Origin of the sequence: Methylocystis sp. L43 (assembly GCF_015709525.1) — a bacterium.
Lineage (GTDB): Bacteria > Pseudomonadota > Alphaproteobacteria > Rhizobiales > Beijerinckiaceae > Methylocystis.
Map to the genome: position 1 here is coordinate 275,567 of NZ_JADNRA010000036.1, position 22,596 is coordinate 298,162.

General features: G+C 60.2%; 23 protein-coding genes. 12 read left to right on the plus strand and 11 right to left on the minus strand.

All coding sequences use genetic code 11. The annotated features are described in order from the left end of the window. The first annotated feature begins 129 nt into the window (after positions 1-129). Together IYX23_RS19320 and IYX23_RS19325 are read left to right on the plus strand one after the other, a co-directional pair. Complete coding sequence (locus IYX23_RS19320) at positions 130-2,868, plus strand: sugar-binding domain-containing protein (protein ID WP_196394571.1); 2,739 nt, start codon at positions 130-132, stop codon at positions 2,866-2,868. 41 nt (positions 2,869-2,909) lie between these two features. Continuing rightward, a complete protein-coding gene (locus IYX23_RS19325) occupies positions 2,910-4,715 on the plus strand; it encodes an ABC transporter ATP-binding protein (RefSeq protein ID WP_246716959.1) in 1,806 nt (601 codons plus the stop codon). A gap of 24 nt (positions 4,716-4,739) precedes the next feature. On the opposite strand, the gene IYX23_RS19330 is transcribed toward IYX23_RS19325, so the two are convergent. The 5 genes from IYX23_RS19330 to IYX23_RS19350 form a co-directional block, all read right to left on the minus strand. Further along, a complete protein-coding gene (locus IYX23_RS19330) occupies positions 4,740-5,954 on the minus strand; it encodes a glycoside hydrolase (protein WP_196394573.1) in 1,215 nt (404 codons plus the stop codon). Between the two features lie 33 nt (positions 5,955-5,987). Continuing rightward, positions 5,988-7,280 carry a family 1 glycosylhydrolase gene (locus tag IYX23_RS19335; protein ID WP_196394574.1) on the minus strand — a complete coding sequence of 431 codons (1,293 nt, stop codon included), beginning with the start codon at positions 7,278-7,280 and terminating at the stop codon, positions 5,988-5,990. A 380-nt stretch (positions 7,281-7,660) separates the two neighbouring features. Further along, on the minus strand, positions 7,661-7,954 hold the full coding sequence (locus tag IYX23_RS19340) for an HdeA/HdeB family chaperone (protein WP_196394575.1): 294 nt from the start codon (positions 7,952-7,954) through the stop codon (positions 7,661-7,663). A gap of 17 nt (positions 7,955-7,971) precedes the next feature. Then, the gene (locus IYX23_RS19345; protein ID WP_175093139.1) at positions 7,972-8,268 is read right to left on the minus strand and encodes an HdeA/HdeB family chaperone; all 297 of its coding nucleotides are present in this window, start codon (positions 8,266-8,268) and stop codon (positions 7,972-7,974) included. A 393-nt stretch (positions 8,269-8,661) separates the two neighbouring features. Then, entirely contained in the window at positions 8,662-9,801 is a 1,140-nt protein-coding gene (locus IYX23_RS19350) for a HupE/UreJ family protein (protein ID WP_196394576.1), read from the minus strand. Positions 9,802-10,336: 535 nt separating this feature from the next. Between IYX23_RS19350 and IYX23_RS19355 the strand changes: the two genes are divergently transcribed. After that, positions 10,337-10,696, plus strand: coding sequence for a copper resistance CopC family protein (locus IYX23_RS19355; protein ID WP_196394577.1), 360 nt, complete (start codon positions 10,337-10,339; stop codon positions 10,694-10,696). Between the two features lie 39 nt (positions 10,697-10,735). After that, positions 10,736-11,305 carry a hypothetical protein gene (locus IYX23_RS19360; RefSeq protein ID WP_196394578.1) on the plus strand — a complete coding sequence of 190 codons (570 nt, stop codon included), beginning with the start codon at positions 10,736-10,738 and terminating at the stop codon, positions 11,303-11,305. A 33-nt stretch (positions 11,306-11,338) separates the two neighbouring features. On the opposite strand, the gene IYX23_RS19365 is transcribed toward IYX23_RS19360, so the two are convergent. Further along, positions 11,339-12,553, minus strand: a complete 1,215-nt coding sequence (locus IYX23_RS19365; protein ID WP_246716961.1) for a PepSY-associated TM helix domain-containing protein — start codon at positions 12,551-12,553, stop codon at positions 11,339-11,341. A gap of 470 nt (positions 12,554-13,023) precedes the next feature. On the opposite strand from IYX23_RS19365, the gene IYX23_RS20345 reads away from it, so the two are divergent. The 4 genes from IYX23_RS20345 to IYX23_RS19380 all read left to right on the plus strand — a co-directional run bounded on the left by IYX23_RS20345 (position 13,024) and on the right by IYX23_RS19380 (position 16,057). Beyond that, positions 13,024-13,281, plus strand: a complete 258-nt coding sequence (locus tag IYX23_RS20345) for a hypothetical protein (protein WP_210330783.1) — start codon at positions 13,024-13,026, stop codon at positions 13,279-13,281. 447 nt (positions 13,282-13,728) lie between these two features. Next, a complete protein-coding gene (locus IYX23_RS19370; RefSeq protein WP_196394580.1) occupies positions 13,729-14,508 on the plus strand; it encodes a hypothetical protein in 780 nt (259 codons plus the stop codon). Positions 14,509-14,664: 156 nt separating this feature from the next. Next, entirely contained in the window at positions 14,665-15,342 is a 678-nt protein-coding gene (locus IYX23_RS19375; protein ID WP_196394581.1) for a hypothetical protein, read from the plus strand. A 385-nt stretch (positions 15,343-15,727) separates the two neighbouring features. Further along, positions 15,728-16,057 carry a TIGR02300 family protein gene (locus IYX23_RS19380; protein ID WP_196394582.1) on the plus strand — a complete coding sequence of 110 codons (330 nt, stop codon included), beginning with the start codon at positions 15,728-15,730 and terminating at the stop codon, positions 16,055-16,057. Positions 16,058-16,077: 20 nt separating this feature from the next. Here the strand turns inward: IYX23_RS19380 and IYX23_RS20560 are convergent, their stop codons facing one another. Then, positions 16,078-16,200, minus strand: coding sequence for a hypothetical protein (locus tag IYX23_RS20560; RefSeq protein ID WP_281431707.1), 123 nt, complete (start codon positions 16,198-16,200; stop codon positions 16,078-16,080). Between the two features lie 127 nt (positions 16,201-16,327). Further along, on the minus strand, positions 16,328-16,510 hold the full coding sequence (locus IYX23_RS19385; RefSeq protein ID WP_196394583.1) for a hypothetical protein: 183 nt from the start codon (positions 16,508-16,510) through the stop codon (positions 16,328-16,330). A gap of 358 nt (positions 16,511-16,868) precedes the next feature. Here IYX23_RS19385 and IYX23_RS19390 point away from each other — a divergent pair, with 358 nt between their 5' ends. The 4 genes from IYX23_RS19390 to IYX23_RS19405 are packed head-to-tail and all read left to right on the plus strand — an operon-like array spanning position 16,869 to position 20,535. Beyond that, complete coding sequence (locus IYX23_RS19390; protein ID WP_196394584.1) at positions 16,869-18,716, plus strand: PQQ-dependent dehydrogenase, methanol/ethanol family; 1,848 nt, start codon at positions 16,869-16,871, stop codon at positions 18,714-18,716. After that, positions 18,713-19,522, plus strand: a complete 810-nt coding sequence (locus IYX23_RS19395; RefSeq protein ID WP_196394585.1) for a substrate-binding domain-containing protein — start codon at positions 18,713-18,715, stop codon at positions 19,520-19,522. The genes IYX23_RS19390 and IYX23_RS19395 overlap by 4 nt, the downstream gene beginning before the upstream one ends. A 10-nt stretch (positions 19,523-19,532) precedes the next feature. Further along, positions 19,533-20,258 (plus strand): c-type cytochrome, encoded by a 726-nt coding sequence (locus tag IYX23_RS19400; protein WP_196394586.1) that lies wholly within the window; start codon positions 19,533-19,535, stop codon positions 20,256-20,258. A 16-nt stretch (positions 20,259-20,274) separates the two neighbouring features. Further along, positions 20,275-20,535: a hypothetical protein gene (locus tag IYX23_RS19405; RefSeq protein WP_196394587.1), complete on the plus strand. Its 261-nt coding sequence runs from the start codon at positions 20,275-20,277 to the stop codon at positions 20,533-20,535. 48 nt (positions 20,536-20,583) lie between these two features. On the opposite strand, the gene IYX23_RS19410 is transcribed toward IYX23_RS19405, so the two are convergent. The 3 genes from IYX23_RS19410 to IYX23_RS19420 all read right to left on the minus strand — a co-directional run bounded on the left by IYX23_RS19410 (position 20,584) and on the right by IYX23_RS19420 (position 22,542). Then, positions 20,584-20,850, minus strand: coding sequence for a hypothetical protein (locus IYX23_RS19410; protein ID WP_196394588.1), 267 nt, complete (start codon positions 20,848-20,850; stop codon positions 20,584-20,586). Between the two features lie 338 nt (positions 20,851-21,188). Next, entirely contained in the window at positions 21,189-21,572 is a 384-nt protein-coding gene (locus IYX23_RS19415; RefSeq protein ID WP_246716963.1) for a hypothetical protein, read from the minus strand. Positions 21,573-21,642: 70 nt separating this feature from the next. After that, positions 21,643-22,542 carry a manganese catalase family protein gene (locus IYX23_RS19420; RefSeq protein WP_196394589.1) on the minus strand — a complete coding sequence of 300 codons (900 nt, stop codon included), beginning with the start codon at positions 22,540-22,542 and terminating at the stop codon, positions 21,643-21,645. Positions 22,543-22,596: the final 54 nt, after the last annotated feature.

A 22,596-nucleotide genomic window follows, 5' to 3' on the forward strand; every position in this document is an offset into this window, starting at 1 on the left:
TGAGTCGTGAATAAAAATACTGGCGTTTTGACGGTCGCTATGTAGAAAATCGTCTGTGGATCGCTCATTGTTATATCGACCAACGCATCGATGCTCCGGCGCCGGCGCTTTTGGTCGAGGTGAGGTTTGGTGAGCGCAGCGCGCATATCCCTAGACGGGTCATGGGACTTTAAATATCTCGGCTACGGCGCTAAGCCGGCCGAGAGCAGGACGATTCTTGTCCCCAGCCCTTGGCAAGCTCAATTCGCCGATCTGCGCATGCGCGGCGGCGTCGCGGTCTATCGCCGCGACGTGGAGATACCGGAAGAGTGGCTGGAGCAGCGGGTCTTTCTGCATTTTGGCGCCGTTTTTCACATCACCCATGTGTTTGTTAACGGCGCATTCGTGGGTAGCCATGTGGGCGGCTTCCTGCCCTTTCATTTCGACATCACAGATCGCATCGTCAACGGAAAGGCCGAGATAAAGGTAAAGGTGGAAAGCCCCACCGACGATCCGTTCGAATTCCCCACGACGCCATTCGCCGAAATGCCGTTCGGCAAGCAGAGTTGGTACGGCCCACTCTCTGGGATATGGCAGTCCGTGTATCTCGAACGGCGGATCGCGGACCACGTGGCGACGGTGCGCGTGCGTTCATCGCCGGCGAGCGGAGAAATTTCGGCGCAGGTTCGCTTCGAGAGCCCGCTTACTGATGCCGCCGACGTGATGATAACGGTCTTGGACGCAGAGGAAAACGCCGTCGCGCAGTCATGCGCCAAACTCGCGGCCGGCGTTGAGAACGCCCTGCTGTATTCGTTTGTGCCTGCGCCGCGCTGCTGGTCGCCTGACAGTCCCTATCTCTATCGGCTGCAAGTCTCGATGATGCGCAAAGACGTCGTCGTCGACCAGGCCGAAACGACATTCGGCTTTCGCAGCATCGAGACCCGCGACGGGAAATTGTATCTCAACGGCAAGCTGTTTTATCTGCGGGCCGCTCTAGACCAGGACTATTATCCCGATACGATCTGCACCCTGCCCTCCGTCGAATTTCTCGAGGACAGATTTTACAAGGCGAAGCAACTCGGGCTGAACGCTCTGCGCTGTCACATCAAAGTGCCGGACCCGCGCTACTATGAGGTTGCCGATCGCCTTGGCCTGCTGATTTGGGCGGAACTGCCGAACGCAGGGGATTCGACCGAACTCTCGCGAGAGCGCAAGGAGCTCACGCTGAAGGGCCTTATCGATCGCGACGGAAACCATCCTTCGATCTTTTGCTGGACGCTGATCAACGAGAACTGGGGCGTCGACCTTGTCCATGACGCCTATCACCGCGCATGGCTGAAGAAGCTGTACCTGTGGCTCAAGTCCTACGATCCGTCCCGGCTTGTCGTCGACAATTCGCCCTTGGCGCCAAGCTTTCACGTGCAGACCGATCTCGCGGATTTCCATTTCTATGCGGCCATTCCCGATAGTCGGGAGGACTGGGATCAGTTCGTCGAGGAACTCGCCGGCAGGGCCGAATGGCTGTTCAGCCCCGAGGGCGACGCCGTCATTACGGGACAAGAGCCGCTGCTATGCTCGGAATTTGGCAATTGGGGGCTGCCCGACCCTGAGAAATTGAGAGACGCGGCCGGCGCCGAAGCCTGGTGGTTCGAGACAGGCCACGACTGGAGCGAAGGCGTCATGTATGCGCATGGCGTTCGCAACCGATTTCAAGACTGGAGTCTCGACCGCGTGTTCGGAACGTTCGAAAGCTTCGTCGAAGCGACGCAGTGGCAACAGTTTCGGGCGCTGAAATACCAGATCGAGGTCATGCGCCGGAAGCCGCAGATCGCCGGCTACGTCATCACCGAGCTGACCGATTGTCACTGGGAGGCGAACGGCCTGCTCGACATGCGGTCGAACCCGCGCGCTTTTCACAATCTCTTTCACTCGATCAATGCCGATACGGTTATTCTGCCCACGCTTGATCGCCCCGCCTACTGGTCGGGAGACGCCGTTCGGCTCTCGCTCTGCGTCGCGCATGGCGGGCCAAATCCGTTGGAGCCGGCGTCTCTCGACATAACGCTCGCCGAGCCGATGACGCTGGAAATCCCGTCCATCGAGCCGGGCGCCGTGGTCGATCTTGGCATGATGTCGGTGACCCTTCCGGTGGTCGAGCACTCCTGCCTGCGCCGTCTCACCCTGCGCTTGCGCTCTCTTGACGGACGGCTTCTCGCGAGCAACGAAATCGACGTTGCCGTGCATGCGAAGGCTCGACTGCCGGAGCTTTCGCTATGGTCGTCGCACGGCGATATTCGGGACCGGTTGCAGGCGCTTGGCTATGGATTGGCGGAAGGCGCCGAGACGGCGGACGTCGTCATCGAGACGCAAGCTTCCACCGCGCTGGCGGCCTATGTGCGCGCCGGCGGCCGAGCGGTTCTCTTGACCGAAACGCCGGGCTCGCTCACGCCATTTTTTCCCCATTGGCAGAACGTCAAGGTGATGGCGCGCGACGGCACGCTCTGGAGAGGCGACTGGGCGTCCTCCTTCGCCTGGCTTCGACGGCAGGGTCCGTTTGCCGCGATTCCCGGCGGACCGCTGCTTGACCATGCGTTTGATCGTGTGATCCCGACGCATATCATCTCCGGCTGCAATCTCCTTGATTTTCAGGCGCGCGTTCACGCGGCGCTGGTTGTCGGATGGATTCATCGTCCAGCTGCGATTGCGGTCGGACGCAACTACGGCACCGGCCGCGTCGTGATCTCGACCTTCAAACTGTTCCGAGATCCTCCGGGAGAGGACCCAACCGCCGCGGCCTTGCTTGGCGGGCTGATCGAGGCTGCGGCGCGCAGCGCCGGTCCGGCGCCCGCGATCTCCAAGCTCGAACCCGTGGGCTGGGAAGACCTTTAGGCGAGCTGGCGCGTTATAGCGCCATGCATTCTACGCAAGACATGACAGACGTCGCGGTTTATCGCCGGGCGCTGACATACTTCCTACAAGACCGGGTGCGGATCGCCGCGCTTGTTGCGATGATAGCGATCTCCGTGAGCGTGGGCCTCCTGGAGGCGTGGCCGCTGGCGGTGCTTGTCGACTCCGTGCTTTCCAGCGAGCCGAAAGGCAACTGGATACACAGCTACTTCCTTGCCGTATTGCCGAAGGACAAGCCGGGGCAGATCGCGGGTCTGGTCGCGATCGGACTTGGACTGCAACTCGTCGGATATACGGCCTGGATGGGCCGCATGATGATCAACTATTATCTCAATTATCGCGGCACGACGCGGGTGCGGCTCGATCTTTTCACCAAGCTTCAAAATCTTGGCCTGACCTATCACCGCAGCCGACCGCAGGGCGATTCAATCTATCGTCTGACGACAGACGCCTTCGGCCCGTGGGGCATCGTCGACGTCGTGATTGGAACCTCGGTTGCGGCCGTAACGCTCACCGTGATGACCTTTATTCTTCTCTCTCGAAACGTCAGTTTAACGCTGGCGGCATTTACCGTCGCGCCCTTCATGATATGGAGCAACTGGCGATTTGGCGTCAGGATCCACAAACGCGCGCTTGACTCGAAGCAGATCGACGCTGATCTGACCGCGCACATTCAGCAGGCGATGGCCCGTATACCTTTGGCGCAGGCGTTTCGTCGCGAGGCTTTCGAATTCAGACGCTTCTCCGGCGCGGTCGGCAGAAGCGTCGAGGCGCTGCTGAGCTTGAATTGGCAGGAACAGCTCTATCCTCTCGCGCGCGACGGCATCCTGTCCGTGGGCGGCGCGATCATCCTCGGCTATGGAGGCTGGCTCGTGTACCGCGACCAGTTTCTCGTGCCCGTCGCCGATGGAATGACTGTCGGAACGCTGCTCATTTTCATCGACTACTTGCGCAAGCTTTGGGACCCGCTGAAATGGCTCAGCGAGTTCTTCGCCAAAGTGCGCATCTTCGAGGCCGCGTCTCGACGGGTTTTTCATGTGCTTGACGAACCGGAAGCCGTTGTCGATGCGTCGGCGGCGCGTTGGATTTCGAGCAAGCCGCGAACTCTGACGCTCGAACGCGTAAGTTTTGACTACGGGAGCGGCAAGCAAATTCTCACCGACGTTTCGGCAACGATACGGCCGCGCCAGATGGTGGCCTTCGTCGGAGCGAGCGGCGCCGGCAAGAGCACACTCTTGAGTCTCATGCTTCGGTTCTACGATCCAACGAGCGGGGCGCTACGCCTGGATGGCGTCGACTTCAGGAACGTACGGCTCGAGGCGCTAAGAGCGCATTTCGCGCTCGTCGCACAAGACAGCCTCGTGCTGCCGGCGACCATCGCAGAAAATCTCGCCTATGGCCGGCAAAACGCCACACGCGCGGACATCGAACGAGCGGCCGAAGACGCGGGCGCCGCCGAATTCATTCACCCTCTGCCTGATGGCTATGAGACCATGCTGGCCGAGGGCGGCGCGAATCTCTCCGGCGGTCAGCGGCAGCGAATCGCCATTGCGCGCGCGCTGTTGTCCAACGCGCCGTTCCTCGTCCTCGACGAACCAACGAGCGCGCTCGATCCCGAACAGGAGCGGAGGCTGATAGAAACGCTGCACCGGCTGAAAGGATCACGCACGATTATTCTCGTGACCCATCGTCTGGAGTCGGTTGTCGATTGTGATTGCATCTTCGTCATGAGCAAAGGACAAATCGTCGAACGCGGCGTCCACGACGCGCTCATCTCTTCAGGCGGCGCTTTTTCAAAAGCGCGGAGACGTGCTGAAGCGGCGGAGTGACGTCTTGCGGCGATAAGGATCTCGTCAACGCGCCGCGTAGCGCTTGCGCCTCGCAAGATTGAACTGCGGCTCGCCGCGATATTCAGCCTCCTGCTGCGCCTGATGAAGCGCTTCGAGCGGCGCTGCGCCTTGCAGCGCTTCCGCCATCGGTTCGCATAGAAGCCGGCCTGCGCCGGGATCGCGGTGACAGAGCGGATCCCACAGGCCCATAGGCGTCCAGAGATCGCGATCATGCCACTCGGGCATTCCCAGGATCGGATAAAGGCACGCCCCGCGCAAGGGCACGTTCTGCAGCAAGAGCGCATGGCAAGCGCTGACCACTTCGCACAGCCACGGTCCACGATTGTCCCCGACGTGACTGGTCTCCGTGATCATGACCTCGCGGCCGTAACGCTGCCAAACGGAGAGAATGAGATCCGAGAGCGGCGCTCGGCGCGGATCATCGTCGTCAAGCGGCGGCACGTTTCCGTCAGCGTTGGGCGCGTCGTTCAACTCCCACTGATTGGTCCAGTAATAATTGATTCCCACCACGTCCAAATGTTCAGGACTGCCGCCGAGTTCGGGCAGAAGCCTGCCGCACAACATGTCCCAGCTTTGAAACACAAGCCTGTAATTGAAATCATGCACCTGAGGCGCAAGGTCCGGCCTGTCCTTGGGACAGACGACGCGGCACAAGGGATCGACACTGACGAAACGCGCATCGGGACAGGCGGCGCGTATCGCATTAATGCCGGCGATTGCGCCGCGCGCGAGCGCGACCTTCAGCTCCCAGCCGCGTCCCGACCCGTATGGCGCGAACAGCGCCTTCTCGCCGCCGGCATAGGCCATGAACGAAGGCTCATTGATCGGCGTGAAGACGCAGGGACCCTCCATGCGCGCGGCCACGAAGCGCGCCACCGCATAGCAGTAGTCGGCGAATCGCCGGGGGAACGTCTCGGACCATAGGTCCACGTCCTGAGGGAAACCGTAGTGAAAGAGATCCCATATCACCCCGACGCCGTGGCGGTTTGCGGCCTCGATGAACGGTTCGAGCGAGGAGAAATCGTATCGACCGCGGCAGTCGACGAGCGGCCAACGCACGGTCTCACGCGCGGCGTGCAAGCCCAGTCGCGCAATGTCGGCGTAGTCTTCGTCGACATTGGCGTCGTGACCTGTCGCGACGACCTGATCGAACCACTCGCCGTGCCGGTTGAAGCCTGTCGACCCCTCAAAACCCGCGAGAAAGAAACTCTGAAACATGCCTTTACTCCCCGATCGCTCGTGGAGGCTGCGCTACGACAGCCGTGGCGTTGGCGCGAGCGGACCCACCGCAGACGCGCCACCGGACGTCAGTCGACGATAGGCGTCGACAAGGGGCGTCTCAATACGGTCCAGCCGCCCCGATGGATCGGGATCGAGATCCCATAGCCCCATTTGCAAAAGATGATCGTGGAGGGGCCGCAGCCCCTGACGATAGGCCCATGTCACCAGCGCGAACATCGGCCACCATGTGTAGCCCACAATCGGAACGCCGTCCGCGCGCAGCGTCTTCATCGCCTCGACGGAGTCCGTGAGCCAGGCCTGTCGCTGTCTCACCGAACCCTTGGTCGCGGTTTCCGAGATCATGATCGGCGCGCCGTAACGTTCGAAATACATCTCGCCGATCTTCGTCACGAGCGCGCCCGACGCGTAGGGCATTCGAACGCGCAGTCGCCCGAAACGGTCCCGCGACATCCTTTTGAGCGTGAAGATCGGGTAAAGGTTCACCCCAATGACGGAGAGCTCAAGCGGGCGTTCACGAAAGGCGTTCAGCGCCGGTTCCGCCGCCGCCTGGGTCAGAAGCCAGGTCCACAGCGGATGGCGCGGATCGACGCGCCCGCTGATGAGATCGAGCGCGAGAAACACGATCCCTTGACGCCGCTCTGCCTCCTCGGCCAAGGCGGGGTCGCTCGACTCGAAAACATCGGTGGCGTCGACGTGAAACGCGACGATTTCGGGGTCGACGTCATGTAGCGCACGGGTCGTTTCGACGATTCCGCGACAGATCGACAACATCACCGCAACGAAACTCGACCAGCTGCGCCCGTAGGGCGGCCACCAGCCCAAACGTCCGCAATACCATGCGGTGATCCGAGGCTCGTTCAGCGGCGTGTACCACTTGATCCTCCCACGGAAGCGTTCAGCAAGGCGGGCGGCGTATTCCGCGACGCGGCTTGGATAATCCGCGTTGAGGAACGCGTGCTCCATCCAATGCGGCAAACCGTAATGCACGAGGTCAACGATAGGATCGATGTTAAGTTCCAGCATGCGCTCGAGCGCGGCGTCGACGAAGCTGAAATCCCAGGTCGCCGGCGCCGGTTGCACCCGATGCCAGGGCACGCCATAGCGCGCGCAGGGAACGCCCAACCGGGCCATCAGCGCGATGTCCTCTCCCCACCGCCGGTAGTGATCCGTCAACTCATATTCGTCGAGCATGCGTCCGGTTCTCGGATCCGGAGCGGTAATAAACGTGTCTTCAATGCCCGTCGCCCACAGAAAGGCGCCGGGCGCAGTGAGCCGCTCGAGTTCCGTCGCGCTGGGAAGCATCAGGCGCAGATCGTGAGAACGCGGGACGCAGCGGCGGCGATGAGCTTGCCGGCCCGAGGTCCGCCGTTGTCGGACAACGGACAGCGCTGGCGCGGGTCCGATGGCGCAGGAGCGTCGTTCAATAGGGCGTCCTCCGTCTCTTCGCCGCGCGTCGCGCGTAAACCGCGGCGAATGCGCGCTCACGCCCGAGGCTGCAGCGGCGCGCCGGCCCCTACCTTAACCCTAGAGATCGGCGTCGGTTCCGCCGCGCCGGCGCATCATGTTCCCGCTGCCAAGAAAGTCGGACGAGGGCAAACTGCCGCGTTGGAGCTGCGAGCAATGAAATTCATAAAGAAATGGCAAAGCGCACGGCCGCCTCCTGGCCGTGCGCTCCATTCGGGTCAGCGGGCGTTCTTTTGGATCGCATCCATGAGGGAAGAATTGGGCTTCTTCTTGCAATAACGCGTGATCTTATCCGTATTGCGTTTCACGTAGCGCGATTCAATTACGGTGATGTTGTTCTTGGAGCTGAAATAGCCCCTCATCCAATTGGCGACAAAGTCCTGAGTGTCTGCGTCGTATCCGGCAAACTGCTTGCAGGTGATTTCCGACATTTCGATCGTGACCTGCGCGTTGGCCGGAACGGCGAAGGCGAGCGCGGCGAGAGCGCCTGCGAAAATAAGTTGGCGATTCATGTGGTTCCCCGTTCCTGTTACTTCTGCTCAAAAGCGCGCTGCAGACCCGCCATGACCGACTCATTCGGATTGGAAGCGCACCAACTCTTGACGCTGGCGGAGTTTTTCCGAAACAAGTTCACGTCGATGAAGGTCCGGCCGCTTTTCTGCGCGAACCAGCCGCCCATAAACGCCCCGAAGTCTGCTTGATCGTCGGCCGGCATCGCCAACAATTCACCGCAAGTGATGCGGGTCATGTCGATCTTGACCTGCGCGTTCGACAGCGAAGGCGCGAGCGCTCCCGCCGCGGCAAGCGCAAATATCAGCTTCCTCATAAGATTTCCTCCGATAAAACCAGATTTCCGAAGAGCCGCCTCACCCTGCGGCTTTCGCCGGAAAGGGCTCGCCAACGCTGGCGGTCAGCTGGACTTGCCTATCGCCCGCGCCTAACGTCCCCAGTCCGGCGCTTGAACTAAACATTTAAGAAATGAAAGTCCATCGGCGTGAATTGACCGTCGGCGATCGCTCGCAAGTCTTTAAATTTTTGCAGTGCGCGCCATTCAAGCTTTTCCAGGCCGCATCAGGCTGTTCGCCCTAGGGGCAGTTCGCTTTTAAAAACAGCGTTCTAGGGACGAAAGCCCAGCATAAGACGGCTCCCAGCATCTTTCGGAGCGAAGGAATGAGTCGCGTCGCCGGCCGCACTGAAGATGGCGCTCTGCCGATAATTTCTAGCCCAGCTCGGCAATACGCACAAAGAACCAATAGGCGCCAAAACAGGCGATGATCGCTGAGCAGACCTGAACGAGGAATGGGCTGCGCTGACCGTGAGTGAAGTTCTTATCGATCAGGAGAAGTAAAGGGAGAACGACGAGCACGACGCCGATCTGCCCGACTTCGACGCCGATATTAAAGCTCGCCAGCGCCGGCACAATGGCCCGCTGAGGAACGCCGAGTTCGATCAGACCGCTCGCGAATCCAAAGCCATGGATGAAGCCAAACGCGAAGGTGTCGCGCCAGCGCCCGTCGACCTTGCGCGTAAAGAAGTTTTCAACTGCGACGTAGATGATCGACAGCGCGATTGCGATCTCGACCCAACTGCTGGGCAAATTGACGAGTTCAAGCGCCGCAAGCGACAGGGTGATCGAATGTGAGATGGTGAAAGCCGTTACGATCTTGACGGCGGGCCAGATACGCGTCGCCCACAGCATCACGGCGATCAGGAAGCACAGATGATCATAGCCCGACACAATGTGCTCGACCCCGGCGGAGAAAAATTTCGGCGCGAGCTCCCAAGGCGTCAGCAACGGCTTGGAGAGATCAACCATCGCATCGCCGGGATAGATCATCACCTGCCCGGGCGCCGGCTCGCGGCCCAGGCGTTGCGCCTCGGTCAGATTGGCCTCATCGGCTTTCTCCCCGATGCTGACGAGTTGTTTCGCACGCGGCCCCTGCGCATCAAGAAGTCTGAACGGATTGTAAAAAATCTGCCCTTGAACCGCGCTGCAGTCCATCCGCAGCACGACTTTTGAGTCACTAGGATTGGTCGGATCATCGCCGACCAAAACGACCGTGCTCGCGCATGCCTGACCTTCCGCATTCTGCAGATCGACGCGCTTCTGAATGAACTTGCCGATCATGCCCTCGATCACGCCGGGCTCGGTGAGATCGACCTCGTCGCTCTTCGGCTTGTTTTCGGCGAACATGCGCTCGATGTCAGTTCCCAGAAAGCCGACCTCGACGCGATAAAGACCCTGCCCTTCCGGCACGATTCGGCTGCTGGAAATATTCGCCGTATGGGCGTGCGCCGCCGGCGCACTCGCGAAAAACGCCACAACGACTGCGACCGCGCCGTTCAGCAACCACATCATTGGGCGGACTCCCTTGACGCGCCGCGCGCCTGCGGCGTATGCACTTTTCTAAAAAGATGCATATCGAGGGAGAAGGGCAAGCTCAAGTCCATCAGCGCGGCAGCCGTTGTGCGAGAGACGCTACAGGCTGCCAGCTCTGCGGCGGTGGAGCAGGATGCGCGGCGTTCTTGGAAAAAGAAGACGCGTTCGCGCGCTGAACGTGGCGCGATACCATTTTGGCGACGCGGCGGAATGGCGTCGCTGATCAAGTCTGTGACAAGATGAGCAAACGGCGACTTGCGGCCCGACGCAGTCTTTGCGCGCGAGCGAGCTAGGAAATGACTATTGAATCGGACTTCGCCCCATGACGAAGAGCGGACAGGCAAGATTTTTCCGTCGAAAAAGTGCTTCTTGGACGTCGGTCAACCGGCATGCGCGCCTGCTATCGTTTGCCGCGGCGATCCTGTCAGTCGGCGCGACGCCTGATCCCGCTGCGGCGTACAGAACTGTCTCTGACTCCCCCGGTCGCGATCAACAGCTTAGCGCTGCTCCGGCGATGGTGCTCACCGGCCCGTCACGTCCGCCGCAAGCGGCGCAGCGCCCGGCGATCATTCTGGCGCATGCGATCGTTGTTCGCACCTCGCCCGCGCAAGGCGGCGTCGGCGCTGAAGACATCGGAAAAGTGGACGTATGGTACGACGCCGGCATTCGCGACGCCTTTGCCGCATTGGCGGTTGTGAGCGCATCGGGCGAAAGGGTCGACAAGCGCGACGCGGCGATTGATAGCGCCGATCCGAGCCATGTGTCAGTGAGCGTGAATCGGTTGAATCCCGGCAAATACACCGTGCGCTACCGGGCGCTTTCAGCTGACGGCCATCTCGTCAGCGGCGCTTGGGAGTTCGAGGTGCGTCCGTAGAGGACGTCGCAACACGCAAAGGACAAGGAGCGATCAACGATGCGTCCGACTGTTCGCCTGAACTTGTTGCTATTCGCGGGCATCGTTCTGATCGCCGGCGTCAATATCGCGATGTTTTCCTATTCATTCTGGGGTCCGGCTTTCAACCAGCATTTGAATGACTTTTGGAAGGCGCATGTCCTCCAGCCCGCCGTCAAGGCGGGCGACCGCACGATATCGGAATGTCTTGGAGTCAGCGACTTCTATTCCGTGCATCTCACCACATACTTCCTGCCGGACTCCGAAGAGAACGCCGGAGGGCCGACGGACGATTTGAGCAAATATGACGAGTTTTGCGATCGCGTGCCCGGAACGGGCAAAGTCATTTTTTCCGTGACGCTCATGGAAAAGGAAGCGAGAAACGAGTCCGTCGCGCTTTCATTCTATCAATATGATGCTGATGGCGGCCTTAAGCAGATCAATGCGTTGCCGTCGCATCCGCATTCAAGCGGCTTTGTAACTTTGGACGCATCGGTCGCTCACAAGGGAAAATATCTCCTCAAGCTTGCCTTCGGCGAGGCGAAAAACGCAGAGGACACGATCGAAATGCCGATCTTCGTTGGGCGATAACCCGCGTTTTATGGAACGGTCAGAACGGATTTGTCAGTCTGCAGCGCGCCTTCGCGCACGGCGCTTTTGTCGCCATCGCAGAAAGCCCGTGACGTAAAGGACAAAGGGCGTCAGCCCGACCACCAGAACGATCGATCGGCCGATCGCGCCGAAAGCCTCGCCGGTATGCAGCGGGAAGAGCCATTCGAGGAGCCTCTCCCCTGCGGTGAACGCACTGCGATCTTGCACATACAGAACTTGTCCGCTGTACTGATCGACGCCGACATTCCGAAACGTTGTGGTTCTGTTGGGCTCGTCTCTCGACTGCTTGCCGACGACGTAGACGCCGCTTGGCGTGCTCGGCAGGAGAACCCAGTGAAGTCTTCCATCGGAGAAGATTTTATCGGCGATTGCAACGGCTTCGTCGACGCCGACCGGCGGTCGGACTGGAATTGGAGTCGACTTTCCATAATCCGGATCTGCGCGCACCTGGGAAAAAAGCCCCGCCACGGAACGCGTCGCCGGTTTAAAAATCATGGCGACTCCGGTGAACAGCGTAACCAACAAGAAAACGCTGAAGTAAGCGCCGACGCTTCTATGCGCGTCGTAAACGACTCTCTCTGGGCTTGCGCCCCACTTGATCTTAAAACCCAGCCGCCAATCGCCATTGCGCGGCCACCACAGATAAAGACCGACAAGGATAGAGATAAGAATAAGTATGGCTATTGAACCGAGTATATAAGCGTTGTTGAACCCAAGCAGCAGGGTCCAATGAAAGGCCATGATGATTGGGACAAGGGGCTGTGACAGCGTCTTGTCTCCATGCAGATAAAGGCGCTGGCCTTTGACTTTCGCGGTGTAAGGATCGACGAACATCTCGTAGACATCGGTGTCGAGGTCGTCGGTCTCGACCATGTATGTGATCGCCACCGCCGATGCGGAATGGCGCGGCATTGTGACTCTCTCCGCCTTGCCGTCGGCGGGCATCGCCGTGATAGCGGCTGCGAGAATTTCATCAAGCGGGCGGCGAGCGGGCGGCGCCGGGATTTCAACGCGCATGATTGAAGCGTTCAGCCATTCGTCGATGTCCTCGCGAAAGGCGAGAATGCTGCCGCTGAGCCCGACCAGAACGAACACCGCCCCGGCGAAAAGCCCAATGGTTCGATGAATCTGAAGAAAGACTTGGCGAGTGAATTCGCGTCGACGCAGGACGCGCGACGGCGACGCGACTTCTTTTCCAAGGTCGGCTTCGACCGTCCTATCGGACATGGCAAAAGACTCGGTCCATGGCTCATTCGCACTCAGATTGATCGGACCGATTTCGGGCAGTTTTGTCAACGCAACCGGCTCCCGTCTCGCTGCGACAAGGCGCACGATCCACTTCCCGGCGGGCGATCCGCCTCGAACGCCCTCGTCACGTCCTTCAAAGGTGAACGACCAGATTCAGCTGCGCCGCGTCAATGCGTACCGGTCGGTGTGAGATTTATATTAAGTTGCATACCAAAAATACAGCCTTCGGCGCGCCATCAGCCCAGATGCGTCGGCGTTTCGGTTGATTTACAAGTCGTCGAGCATTCTCACGAATTCCTGACGCGTATACGTAGAGCGGCTGTGTGGGCGCCTTTCACATAGGTCCAATACTGTCGCCAAGGCGTGCGCATTTTTGCTTTACTATCCAAGATTGGTAAACCATGGTGGCAAACGTTTTGGTGCCATGCAGACAGGGATGAGACGAAAATATGAAAACGGATAGATGCAAGGGAGCGACGCTCGCGGTTGCTGCGATCTCAATCGTTCTCGCTGGCGCTGCGCCGCCCGCAAAGGCGGCGTCGACGGGCAAAGTGCATTGCCTCGGCGCGAATAGCTGTAAGGGCAAGGCCGACTGTCATTCACCCAAAAATGCGTGCAAGGGTATGAATTCCTGCAAGGGCCAGGGCTGGGTCTTCAAGGAGTCCGCCGCCGCTTGCGAAGAGGCAGGCGGTAAGGCTCTCGACTGACGCTCGCCTCCTGAGAGAAGCGCGACCTCGCCTCCGCAGCAGTGGGTGAATCTTTGACGAAGTTGCGCGCACGCCGGCGCTGCGCGCCACTCTGCTCGGGCGCCGTTTGGCGTGCCGCTGGCGTGCTCCGGTCGCACCTTGCAGCGCCGCGCCGCCGCCTGAGCGATAGGCGACGAACATCGAGTCCAGCGAGACGATCCCGATCCAACTCAGCGTGATCGCGACCGCACATCCCATAGACTCAGACCCCACGCGAAAACCCGCGGTTGCGCGACGGAAGGCGCACTGCGAGCCGTCTCACGCGTTCTTGCGGTTCAAGACTTAACACGTGACGCGCGCGGTCACGCTCAAGGCGAAGTTGTGCGCGTCCGCTGATCGATCTTGCCGGCGCCAAATGGCCGCTAATTAAATCTTATCTTTTGGGGGCGTTGAAGTTGGGAGACGAACATGTCGATAACGGTCGGTGAATCGGCTTTCCCCGCGCGCGCTAGGCAGGGCGGCTTGGTCGATGATGTTGGCGGTGTTGCAACCGTCATCCTCGCCATTCTCGGACTCATCGGTTTCTACGCGCCGATAATGGCGGTGATCGCGACAATTGTATTCGGCGTCGCGCTGTTGATCCGGGGCAATGGCATGATGTCTGACCATGCCCGATTTTCGGTGCTGTTCGGCGCGAACTCTCCAATGTTCAACGTCAGCAGCCGTTCGGCGCTTGTTCTGTTTGGCGCCGGCGGCATCGCTCTAGGCGTGCTTTCGCTGCTGGACTTCGATTCGGCAGTGCTGACGCCCATCGCGTCGATTATATTCGGAGGCGCGCTGATCTTGAGCAGCGTCTCTGCGTGGCATCTTAATGTCGTCAGCCGCGCATGCGCCAGGGACGAGGAGTCTTCGAGAGACATTCTCGCAAACGAAATGGTTTTTGATTCCGCCGGCATTCAGACCTTTAATGTCGTCAGCCGCGCATCCGCCAGGAGCGAGGAGTCTTTGAGAGACATTCTCGCAACCCAAATGGTTTTTGATTCCGCCGGCATTCAGACCTTTGGCGGCTTCGCCGCAGTCGTGCTCGGCGTTCTTGCCGTGTCCGGCGCCAGGAATGACCTTACGTTCAACCTCGTGGCGCTGCTCATTCTCGGCTCTGCGCTCGTTCTCAAGGGGGGCAGCCTGAACGCCATTCTTCTTAGCTTTATGCGCCCGACTTCGCGACGCTCGCCGACTCCCTGCGTGTGACACGCAAACTGAACCGAACTTGTGCGCGCTTGCCGCTTGGCTTGCGTCTGCTTCGGCGTAAACGCGCTGTCGATCTTGACTGGGTGAATCCAACGCTATGTGGAATCACGCGCGCTCTTGCTCGTGTGGCGATATCGCAAGTCTGGAGGCACTGTCATGTCCATTACTTCTCGGGAGTCGACATTTCGTGAAACGGCGGCGTATGGAGGCTTGATCGACGCCATCGGCGGTCTGGCCACCGTCATTATCGCCATCGTTGGATTATCGGGCGTGAATGCGCCGATGATGGCGTCAATCGCCACCATCGTCTTTGGCGTCGCCTTGTTGATCCTAGGCGGAACGATGTTGTCCGAATACGCCCAGATCATCTTTCCAGCTGGCGCGAGAACCACAAACGTCGAAGGTTTTGGCGGCAGCAGCCTGTCGGTCGTCTTCCTCGTCGGCGCGGCCGGCATCGTTCTTGGCGTGCTTTCGCTGCTCGGCATCGAGCCTGCAACGCTGACGCCCGTCGCCGCGATCGCGTTCGGATCGGCTCTGGTTCTGAGCAGCAATGCCGTGTGGCAACTGCATGTGCTCAGCCAGGAGTCGCTGAGGAGCAGAGATCAAATGGGCGCCGGCGGCAGCGAAATTCTCGCAAGCGAAATGGCCTTTGGCTCAGCAGGCATTCAGGCGCTCTCGGGTTTGGCCGTGATCGTGCTCGGCATTCTCGCCATCGCGGGCGCGGCGAATGATCTGACACTCAACCTTGTCGCATTGCTTGCGCTTGGCGCGACGATCGTATTCACAGGCGGTAGCCTGAGCGCCACGTTGCTTAGCTTCATGCGCTCGCACTAACAGTCGCGCGACGATGCGAGGATCGCAACTCGCATCGTCTTCTCCTTGGCCGCCGCAGTTGAAGCGGCGGGTATTATAATCCCTTCCTGGGCTGTAAAGGGAGTCGCAATTTTCCAATTGCTGATGACGGCCGCCTGGTAACGCCCCGGCTCCGCCTTGTATTCAGGTGACTCAATCCCCAAATATTAAAGACGATTTTCTGCGATATTCCCGGCGCCATCGCGAAATATTACGGCCAATGCGCTCCGCCGTGCTAATACTGCGTAGCCACGGAACTGGCATCGAGCCGTTTGGCGCCAAGTCGCCCCAATGGCGACGCCCCAAGGGCGATAAGATACATCCTGCCGCGCCAGCGCACGCAGTCCACTTCGAAGGGATATCTCAAATGGCCAAAGCTGAACTTGGCGTGAAACGCCGATGCCTGACTTGTGCAACGGCGTTTTACGATCTCAACCGCTCGCCGATCGTTTGTCCAAAGTGCGCCGCGGCCTTTCAGGTCGTGGAGGTCTTGCGTTCGGCCGCAAGGCGTCCGTATTCGGCGAGTTTCGCCAGGCCTACGCCAGTAGCGCCAGTCATCGAACCGGTCGCCGATGATGTTCTCTTGTCAACGGCTGATGACGAAGAAGAGTCAACGGCCGATGAGGAAGAAGACAGCATTGACGAGGTGCTGGAAGAAGTGGACGAAGCAGACGTCGTCGAAACCGCTATCGAATGAGCGGCGGACGTTCTGGCCCGTTAATCGAGGGTTGGATCCATCCCTGCCAAGGACAAGGCGAAGACGACGATGCACAGGGCAAGCGCAACCGTGACGCCGACAAGCGGCGCGGCAAAGCTTGGGAGTTTTTTAAGAAAGCGCATGAACCCTGTTCGCCTGAGAAAGATCGCGATCTAAATAGCGAGCCGTTAAGAGTAGGTTTATTGACCGCTGTCAAGTGGGAAAGCGGTGCTCGGCGCCCGCCCGTCGATAATTCACTCTGTCAACCCGCTATTTGCGCCGTATCCGACGCCAGGAGTTGAAAATCCAGGCGCCGACGAGCAGCACTAAAAGATAGACGATCGCCGACCAAGCCAGTTCCGGGAGCTGATCCGCCACCGCTGGCCAAAAAAGAAACGCGAGGAGAGTGACGACTCCTGCGACGAGGGCGGCCAAGAGCGCATCGTAATGCATCGTCCGCGAAGCCTCCGACCCTGAACGCCAGTCCGATGAGCTCGAGGCGGTTCGAGCGGAATGGATCGCCCTTCAGTGACTGGCGCCTGTTCCTTTTCAGAAATGTCGCGGGCCGAACCCACGCCTGCGCAAGAAACATAGCTGCACTGGCGCGGAATATCGAGCGCAATCCTATCTCAACGTCGTGACGGCCGGAGCCTATGCGCCGCGCGTAGTCGGCGACGCTTGCCCGCAATGGGCCGCGCTCTACGTGCGATAGCGTTGCAAATTCGTGACGTTGCAAACGCCGGAAAAAGTCATGTCGCCTTTGCGCTCATCAAAGTTCAGGTCTTTGCCTCGTCCGACCTTTTGCCGGGGAATGTCACAGCGCGCCGCCGCTTGGCGCTTTGGTCTGTGTCTCTCTTTTTTCGCGCCCCTCGCGGCTGCGGCGCAGCCAAGCCTTTCCGATCTCGTCGCCGATCAAAAGAACTGGCCGATCGCTTCGCGCGATTACGCCAACACACGTTACAGCACTCTCGATCAGATCAACGCCGAGAATGTCTCTCAGCTGAAGCTTGCGTGGTCCTTTTCGGTTGGCGTTGATCGTGGACAGGAAGCGGCGCCGCTCGTCGTCGATGGCGTGCTGTATGTCGCGGCGCCCTATGACGGGCCGCGTCCCAATCAGGTTTTTGCGCTCGACGCCGCCACGGGCGAGCTCAAATGGTCCTACGCGCCGAAGCCAGATATCGCAGCGAAGGGCGTCGCCTGTTGCGATGTCGTGACGCGCGGCCTCGCCTATGACAATGGCAAGATCTTTCTCAACACGCTCGACAATCACATGGTCGCGCTTGACGCGCGCACGGGCGTCGAATTGTGGGTGACAAAGCTCGGCGACATTAATCTCGGCGAGACGATCACCATGGCGCCGCTGGCGGTCAAAGGAAAAGTGCTCGTCGGCAATAGCGGCGGCGAAATGGGCGTTCGGGGATGGCTGACCGCCGTCGATCAGAACACCGGCAAGATCGTGTGGCGCGCCCATTCCACCGGCCCTGATTCCGAGGTGCTGATCGGCCCGGAGTTCAAACCTTTTTACGATTGGATGAAAGGAAAGGATCGCGGCGTCGACACATGGCCACACGATCGATGGAAGACGGGCGGCGGCACGGTCTGGGGCTGGCTTTCCTACGATCCGAACCTCGATCTCATTTACTACGGCACGGCGAATCCAGGCCCCTGGAACTCCAATCAGCGGCCCGGCGACAATCTTTGGACGAGCACGATCTTCGCGCGCGACGCCGATACCGGCAAAGCGAAATGGGCGTATCAGGTCAGTCCGCATGATCTCTGGGATCACGACGAGATCAACGAGAACGTGCTCGTCGATCTTGAGATTAACGGCGCGCAGCGCAAAGCGCTCATTCATCCCGGCCGTAACGGCTATATGTATGTGATGGATCGCGAGACAGGCGAGGTTCTCTCGGCCGATCCCTACGACACGGTGACGGTCTACAAGGGCGTCGATCTGAAGACGGGCCGCATTGAACCCAATCACGCGTTAGAGCCGGTGTTGAACAAGACGATTGAGAACGTCTGTCCGGCGCCGCCCGGGGCCAAGGATTGGCAACCCACCGCCTGGTCGCCGCGAACCAAGCTTCTCTATGTGCCGCACCAGCATCTTTGCGCCAATTTCAAAACAAGCGAAGTGAGCTATATCGCCGGCACGCCATTTGTGGGCGCCACCGTCGACATGTACGCGGGCCCGGGCGGACACCGCGGCGAGTTCATGGCCTGGGACCCGGTGAAACGCACCAAGGTCTGGTCCATTACGGAAAATCAGCTCGTCTGGAGCGGCGCGCTGGTCACGGCGGGCGACATCGCTTTCTACGGCACCATGGACAGGATGTTCAAAGCCGTCGATGCGCGGACAGGCAAATTGCTGTGGCAGATTCGCGCGCCCTCGGGCCTGATAGGACAGCCGGTCACCTTCGTCGGCAAAGACGGCGTCCAATATGTCGCCATTCTGTCAGGCGTCGGCGGCTGGCCTGGCGTCGTCGCCAACGCCGAGGTCGATCCCCACGTGCGCAACGGCGCCTTGGGATTCACCGGCGCGTCACAGGATCTGCCGCTCTACACTGTCGGCGGCGGAACGTTGCTGGTTTTTTCTCTCGGCAAGGAGGCGACGCAGCGACCTGCGGAGGCCCCGGCGATGCCGGGCGGCCATCCATGAAATGCGCCGCCGGACTCCTTTGCCTCGTTGTTGCAGTCTTTGCCGGACTTGAGGGGGCGCGCGCAGATAGTCTGCGAGTCTGCGCCGATCCTAACAATTTGCCCTTCTCGGATTCCCAGGAACATGGATTTGAAAACAAGCTTGCTCAGCTCGTTGCGCGCGAGCTTGGAAAATCGGTTTCCTATGTCTGGTGGGCGCAACGTCGCGGCTTCGTCCGCAACACTCTTAAGGCGGGCGTTTGTGACGTGATCATGGGAGTGCCTGCGCATTATGACCTCGTCGAAACGACACGCCCTTATTACCGGTCGAGCTATGTCTTCGTGTCGCGCGCCGATCGGAGCATCCCCGTCTCGTCGCTGGGAGATCCCAGTCTGCGCACGTTGAAGATCGGCGTGCATCTGATTGGCGACGACGGGATGAACACGCCGCCAGCGCACGCACTTGGCGAGCTCGGCATCGTCGAGAACGTCGTCGGCTTCACGCTCTATGGCGATTATCGGCAAGATTCGCCGCCGGCCCGTCTGATCGAGGCGGTTGCAAAAGGCGATGTCGACGTCGCCGCCGCATGGGGACCGCTCGCCGGCTACGCAGCCCTTCACTCCCCCGTGCCGCTGCGCGTGACGCCCATCAGCGAGACGCGGCGGTTCGCGCCGCTCAAATTCTCATTCGCCATCGCCATGGGCGTGCGCAAAGGCGACGACGCGCTCAAACGACAACTCGATGATGTTCTCCAACGCAAGGGCGATGAGATCGCGGCGCTGCTCGCGAGCTTCGGCGTCCCTTCCGTGCGAGAGCCCGCTGACTAGGACGACGCCGATGCGCTTGCCATCCTACGCCGCCGTTGCGCTAACTCTGACGTTGGGCTGCGTATCGGTCGAGTCCACATTCGCGCGCACGCATCATCCCGTCGGGCGCCCAGCGGCGCCCCGGATGCAGCCCGAGCCTGAACCCTCGGCAACCAATCAGGCGGCCCAAGCGCCAGCGCCGCAGTCGCCCGAGCCATCCGCAACACAATCCACCGAAAAGAAGACAGGGCCCGCGATCGGCTTCTATCAGGCAAGCGAGAAATATCTTCGTGCGCCTGTCACGATGCTCCTGCCGGGCAATCCGCCGCCCCCGCCCCCGATCATCAATCCCGTCAAAGGGGACCCGCAAGCTCTTCAGCGCGGCATGTCCTATTTCAACACGTTCAATTGCGTCGGCTGTCACGCGGCGAACGGCGGCGGCGGCATGGGGCCTGCGCTGAGCAACCGCATCTTCATCTACGGCGGCGAGCCGGTGAACATCTATCTCAGCATCTATCATGGCCGGCCCCATGGCATGCCTGCCTGGGGCGCGATGCTGTCCGACGAAATTGTTTGGGACCTCGTCGCCTATGTGGAGAGCATCAGCCAGGCGCCAAGCAAAGGTTGGGGACAAACGATCTCGCGCGACGCGCTGAAGATCGAGCAGACTCCCGCCGAATTCATCGAAACCGCCAACCCTTGGAGTTACACGCAGACATTCAACTTTGGCCAGAAGCCGAGCGGCGGTCGTCCATGAGACATCGGCCAGTGGGGTGCGGCTCCTGCCACAAAAAATCGCCGGGGCCGACGGGCTCGTGGGTCCGCCGCTCGACTTCATCAGCAGGCGGATCTATCTCGCCGGCGTTCTGTGCAACACGCCACAGAATATGATGGCGTGGCTGCAGGACCCCCAGAAATTCGTGCCGGGGAACGCCATGCCCAATATGAATCTGAGCGAAGAGCAAAGTCGCAACATCACGGCATATCTTTGCACGCTGAAAATAATGAGATTCGGGCGACATGGCTGCCGATGAAGCCGGCCCCGCCGGTGATGAGGATTTTCGCCATAGGCTCGATCCCCGTCAGTTGCCGTTGCGGCGAATGAGCTTATTGAAGCGGCTGTCATCTTCGTCCTGGTAGAGAAAGGCGAGCTTGTTCCGCTCGAACGTGTCAAAGAATTCCGTCCAGGAAATCTTTTCCAGGCTCTCCTCCTGCGGGCCGAAATCGACACGAAGCAGGCCCGCGTCGGACTTCCCTCCCGTTCCCTTGACGCGTGAGGGATGACCGCCGCGCGATTCCACCCATTTCCGGATCGCGTCGTGGTCAACAGTGGTTTTTCCTTCGGCCATGAACGGGTCTCCTCAAATTGCGCCTGAACCAGCTGCTGCTATTGCAGCTGAACCAGTGGCTACAGAGAAGGTTCCCGTAGACAGAGCTGAAAATGACAGTATTTATTAACCTTGTGCTTACGAAAAAGCCAAAGGACTAGTTTAGCTAGCAGAAGATAGATGTAGTTATCTTGCCTGAGCTTGGTGCGAGCCGCGCAACAGCCGCTAACTGGCTCATCGAGGCTTCGACGGGCTGCTGAATGTTGAAGCCGCCAGCCAAGGCGCAGCGTTATATGCGGCGAGCGTGGCTGGCGCTCCGTCGATGCCGCACTGCGCCCGTTTGACGCTGTTTGGCCCGCTTAACGCTGACCCTGCGCCTGAGCTGCGCTGTATATATCCAGGAGCCCGATCGCGGCGACGGCGGCGACCGCGAGCCCGCTCACCAGTTGGCGGTTTCTACGAATGCTGTAGAGGCCTGGCGCGAGAGTCGCCAGGTCAAGCGCATCGCCCGCAACGCGCGCCCAAAGCCACGGCGCTTTCTGGCGTGCGGCAAGAATGCCGACGCCGGCAAGAAATTCGCGAAGACCATAGGCCTGCACAAGGCTTCCATCGCCTTCGACGCCAACCATTCGGCCAACGCGGCGCGGCGCGACGAGTTCGGCGAGTCCTACCGCAATCGAAAACCAGCCGAGAAAGTTGGCTAGCTTCGAAGAGCGCGTTTCCTTCGTCACCAGAGCAGTCATTGCAATGCCTCAGCCGTTTGCTGTCGAAGCGTTGGACGCCGGCTACCGCCGCCGGCGTCCAATCCTGGGATCATTCCGCGGGCGAATGTCGTGCTTCGGCGCCGCCGCTGCTGCCCAGATCCGCCCCCGTCACCGGATCAGAACCGGGATTCGATTGCGTTCGCGCGGCGTAGTTGGCGAGATCCTCGCTTTGCGATGATCCGAGATTGACGCTCGCCGCACCGTCTCCGCCGTCAAGTGGAATGCCTCCGAGCACATCGTCCATGCGCTGCCAATTCTCGCCCGTGTTCCAAGGACCCTTGTGATCGGTCGGTCCCTGCGACGTGTTCACATAGAGGTGCGAGAACTGCGGCATGCCCGGCATCTTGCCGGGGGGGAAGTTGGGTTGAATAGCGTAGAGCGCCTTCTCGAAGGAAATCTGGTGGGCGATCTCACGCGTCATGAGGAAGCCGAGCGCCTCCTTTATCCCAGCGTCGTCGGTGACGTTGATCAGTCGCTCGTAGACGATCTTGGCGCGCGCTTCGGCGGCGATGTTGGATCGCAGGTCCGCCGTCGGTTCGCCGATGGTGTCGACGTAAGCCGCGGTCCAGGGAACGCCCGAAGAATTGGTCAGGCCCGCGCCGCCGCCATACAGGATCGCCTGCGTGTGGCTGTCGGCCCCTTGCGTCACTGAGCGATACAGCTCCGCCTCGGACTGCGTCGCCTCCGCAAGCTGGCCTTTGGCGCCCTTGTTCAGCATGGATACGATGCTGCCGATGATCTCAAGATGGCTGAGTTCCTCGGTCGCGATGTCGAAAAGCATGTCGCGCCGGCCCGGATCGTCTTCGGCGATCGCCTGCGTGAAGTATCGCATCGCAGCCGCAAGCTCTCCCTGCGGCCCGCCGAACTGTTCGAGCATCAGACTCGCGAGGACCGGGTTGGGCTCGGATACCCGAACCGTATATTGGAGTTTCTTATTATGCGTGAACATGATTGCTCCTAGGTTCACGGTTCAAGGTCATGGGAAGCGTGGCGGCCGCACCGG

Coding starts and splice junctions, on each gene's coding strand:
- IYX23_RS19325 (WP_246716959.1), top strand. CDS start 2,910: ATGACAGACGTCGCGGTTTATCGCCGGGCGCTGACATACTTCCTACAA.
- IYX23_RS19330 (WP_196394573.1), bottom strand. CDS start 5,954: ATGTTTCAGAGTTTCTTTCTCGCGGGTTTTGAGGGGTCGACAGGCTTC.
- IYX23_RS19335 (WP_196394574.1), bottom strand. CDS start 7,280: ATGCTTCCCAGCGCGACGGAACTCGAGCGGCTCACTGCGCCCGGCGCC.
- IYX23_RS19340 (WP_196394575.1), bottom strand. CDS start 7,954: ATGAATCGCCAACTTATTTTCGCAGGCGCTCTCGCCGCGCTCGCCTTC.
- IYX23_RS19345 (WP_175093139.1), bottom strand. CDS start 8,268: ATGAGGAAGCTGATATTTGCGCTTGCCGCGGCGGGAGCGCTCGCGCCT.
- IYX23_RS19350 (WP_196394576.1), bottom strand. CDS start 9,801: ATGATGTGGTTGCTGAACGGCGCGGTCGCAGTCGTTGTGGCGTTTTTC.
- IYX23_RS19355 (WP_196394577.1), top strand. CDS start 10,337: ATGGTGCTCACCGGCCCGTCACGTCCGCCGCAAGCGGCGCAGCGCCCG.
- IYX23_RS19360 (WP_196394578.1), top strand. CDS start 10,736: ATGCGTCCGACTGTTCGCCTGAACTTGTTGCTATTCGCGGGCATCGTT.
- IYX23_RS19365 (WP_246716961.1), bottom strand. CDS start 12,553: ATGTCCGATAGGACGGTCGAAGCCGACCTTGGAAAAGAAGTCGCGTCG.
- IYX23_RS20345 (WP_210330783.1), top strand. CDS start 13,024: ATGAAAACGGATAGATGCAAGGGAGCGACGCTCGCGGTTGCTGCGATC.
- IYX23_RS19370 (WP_196394580.1), top strand. CDS start 13,729: ATGTCGATAACGGTCGGTGAATCGGCTTTCCCCGCGCGCGCTAGGCAG.
- IYX23_RS19375 (WP_196394581.1), top strand. CDS start 14,665: ATGTCCATTACTTCTCGGGAGTCGACATTTCGTGAAACGGCGGCGTAT.
- IYX23_RS19380 (WP_196394582.1), top strand. CDS start 15,728: ATGGCCAAAGCTGAACTTGGCGTGAAACGCCGATGCCTGACTTGTGCA.
- IYX23_RS20560 (WP_281431707.1), bottom strand. CDS start 16,200: ATGCGCTTTCTTAAAAAACTCCCAAGCTTTGCCGCGCCGCTTGTCGGC.
- IYX23_RS19385 (WP_196394583.1), bottom strand. CDS start 16,510: ATGCATTACGATGCGCTCTTGGCCGCCCTCGTCGCAGGAGTCGTCACT.
- IYX23_RS19390 (WP_196394584.1), top strand. CDS start 16,869: ATGTCACAGCGCGCCGCCGCTTGGCGCTTTGGTCTGTGTCTCTCTTTT.
- IYX23_RS19395 (WP_196394585.1), top strand. CDS start 18,713: ATGAAATGCGCCGCCGGACTCCTTTGCCTCGTTGTTGCAGTCTTTGCC.
- IYX23_RS19400 (WP_196394586.1), top strand. CDS start 19,533: ATGCGCTTGCCATCCTACGCCGCCGTTGCGCTAACTCTGACGTTGGGC.
- IYX23_RS19410 (WP_196394588.1), bottom strand. CDS start 20,850: ATGGCCGAAGGAAAAACCACTGTTGACCACGACGCGATCCGGAAATGG.
- IYX23_RS19415 (WP_246716963.1), bottom strand. CDS start 21,572: ATGACTGCTCTGGTGACGAAGGAAACGCGCTCTTCGAAGCTAGCCAAC.
- IYX23_RS19420 (WP_196394589.1), bottom strand. CDS start 22,542: ATGTTCACGCATAATAAGAAACTCCAATATACGGTTCGGGTATCCGAG.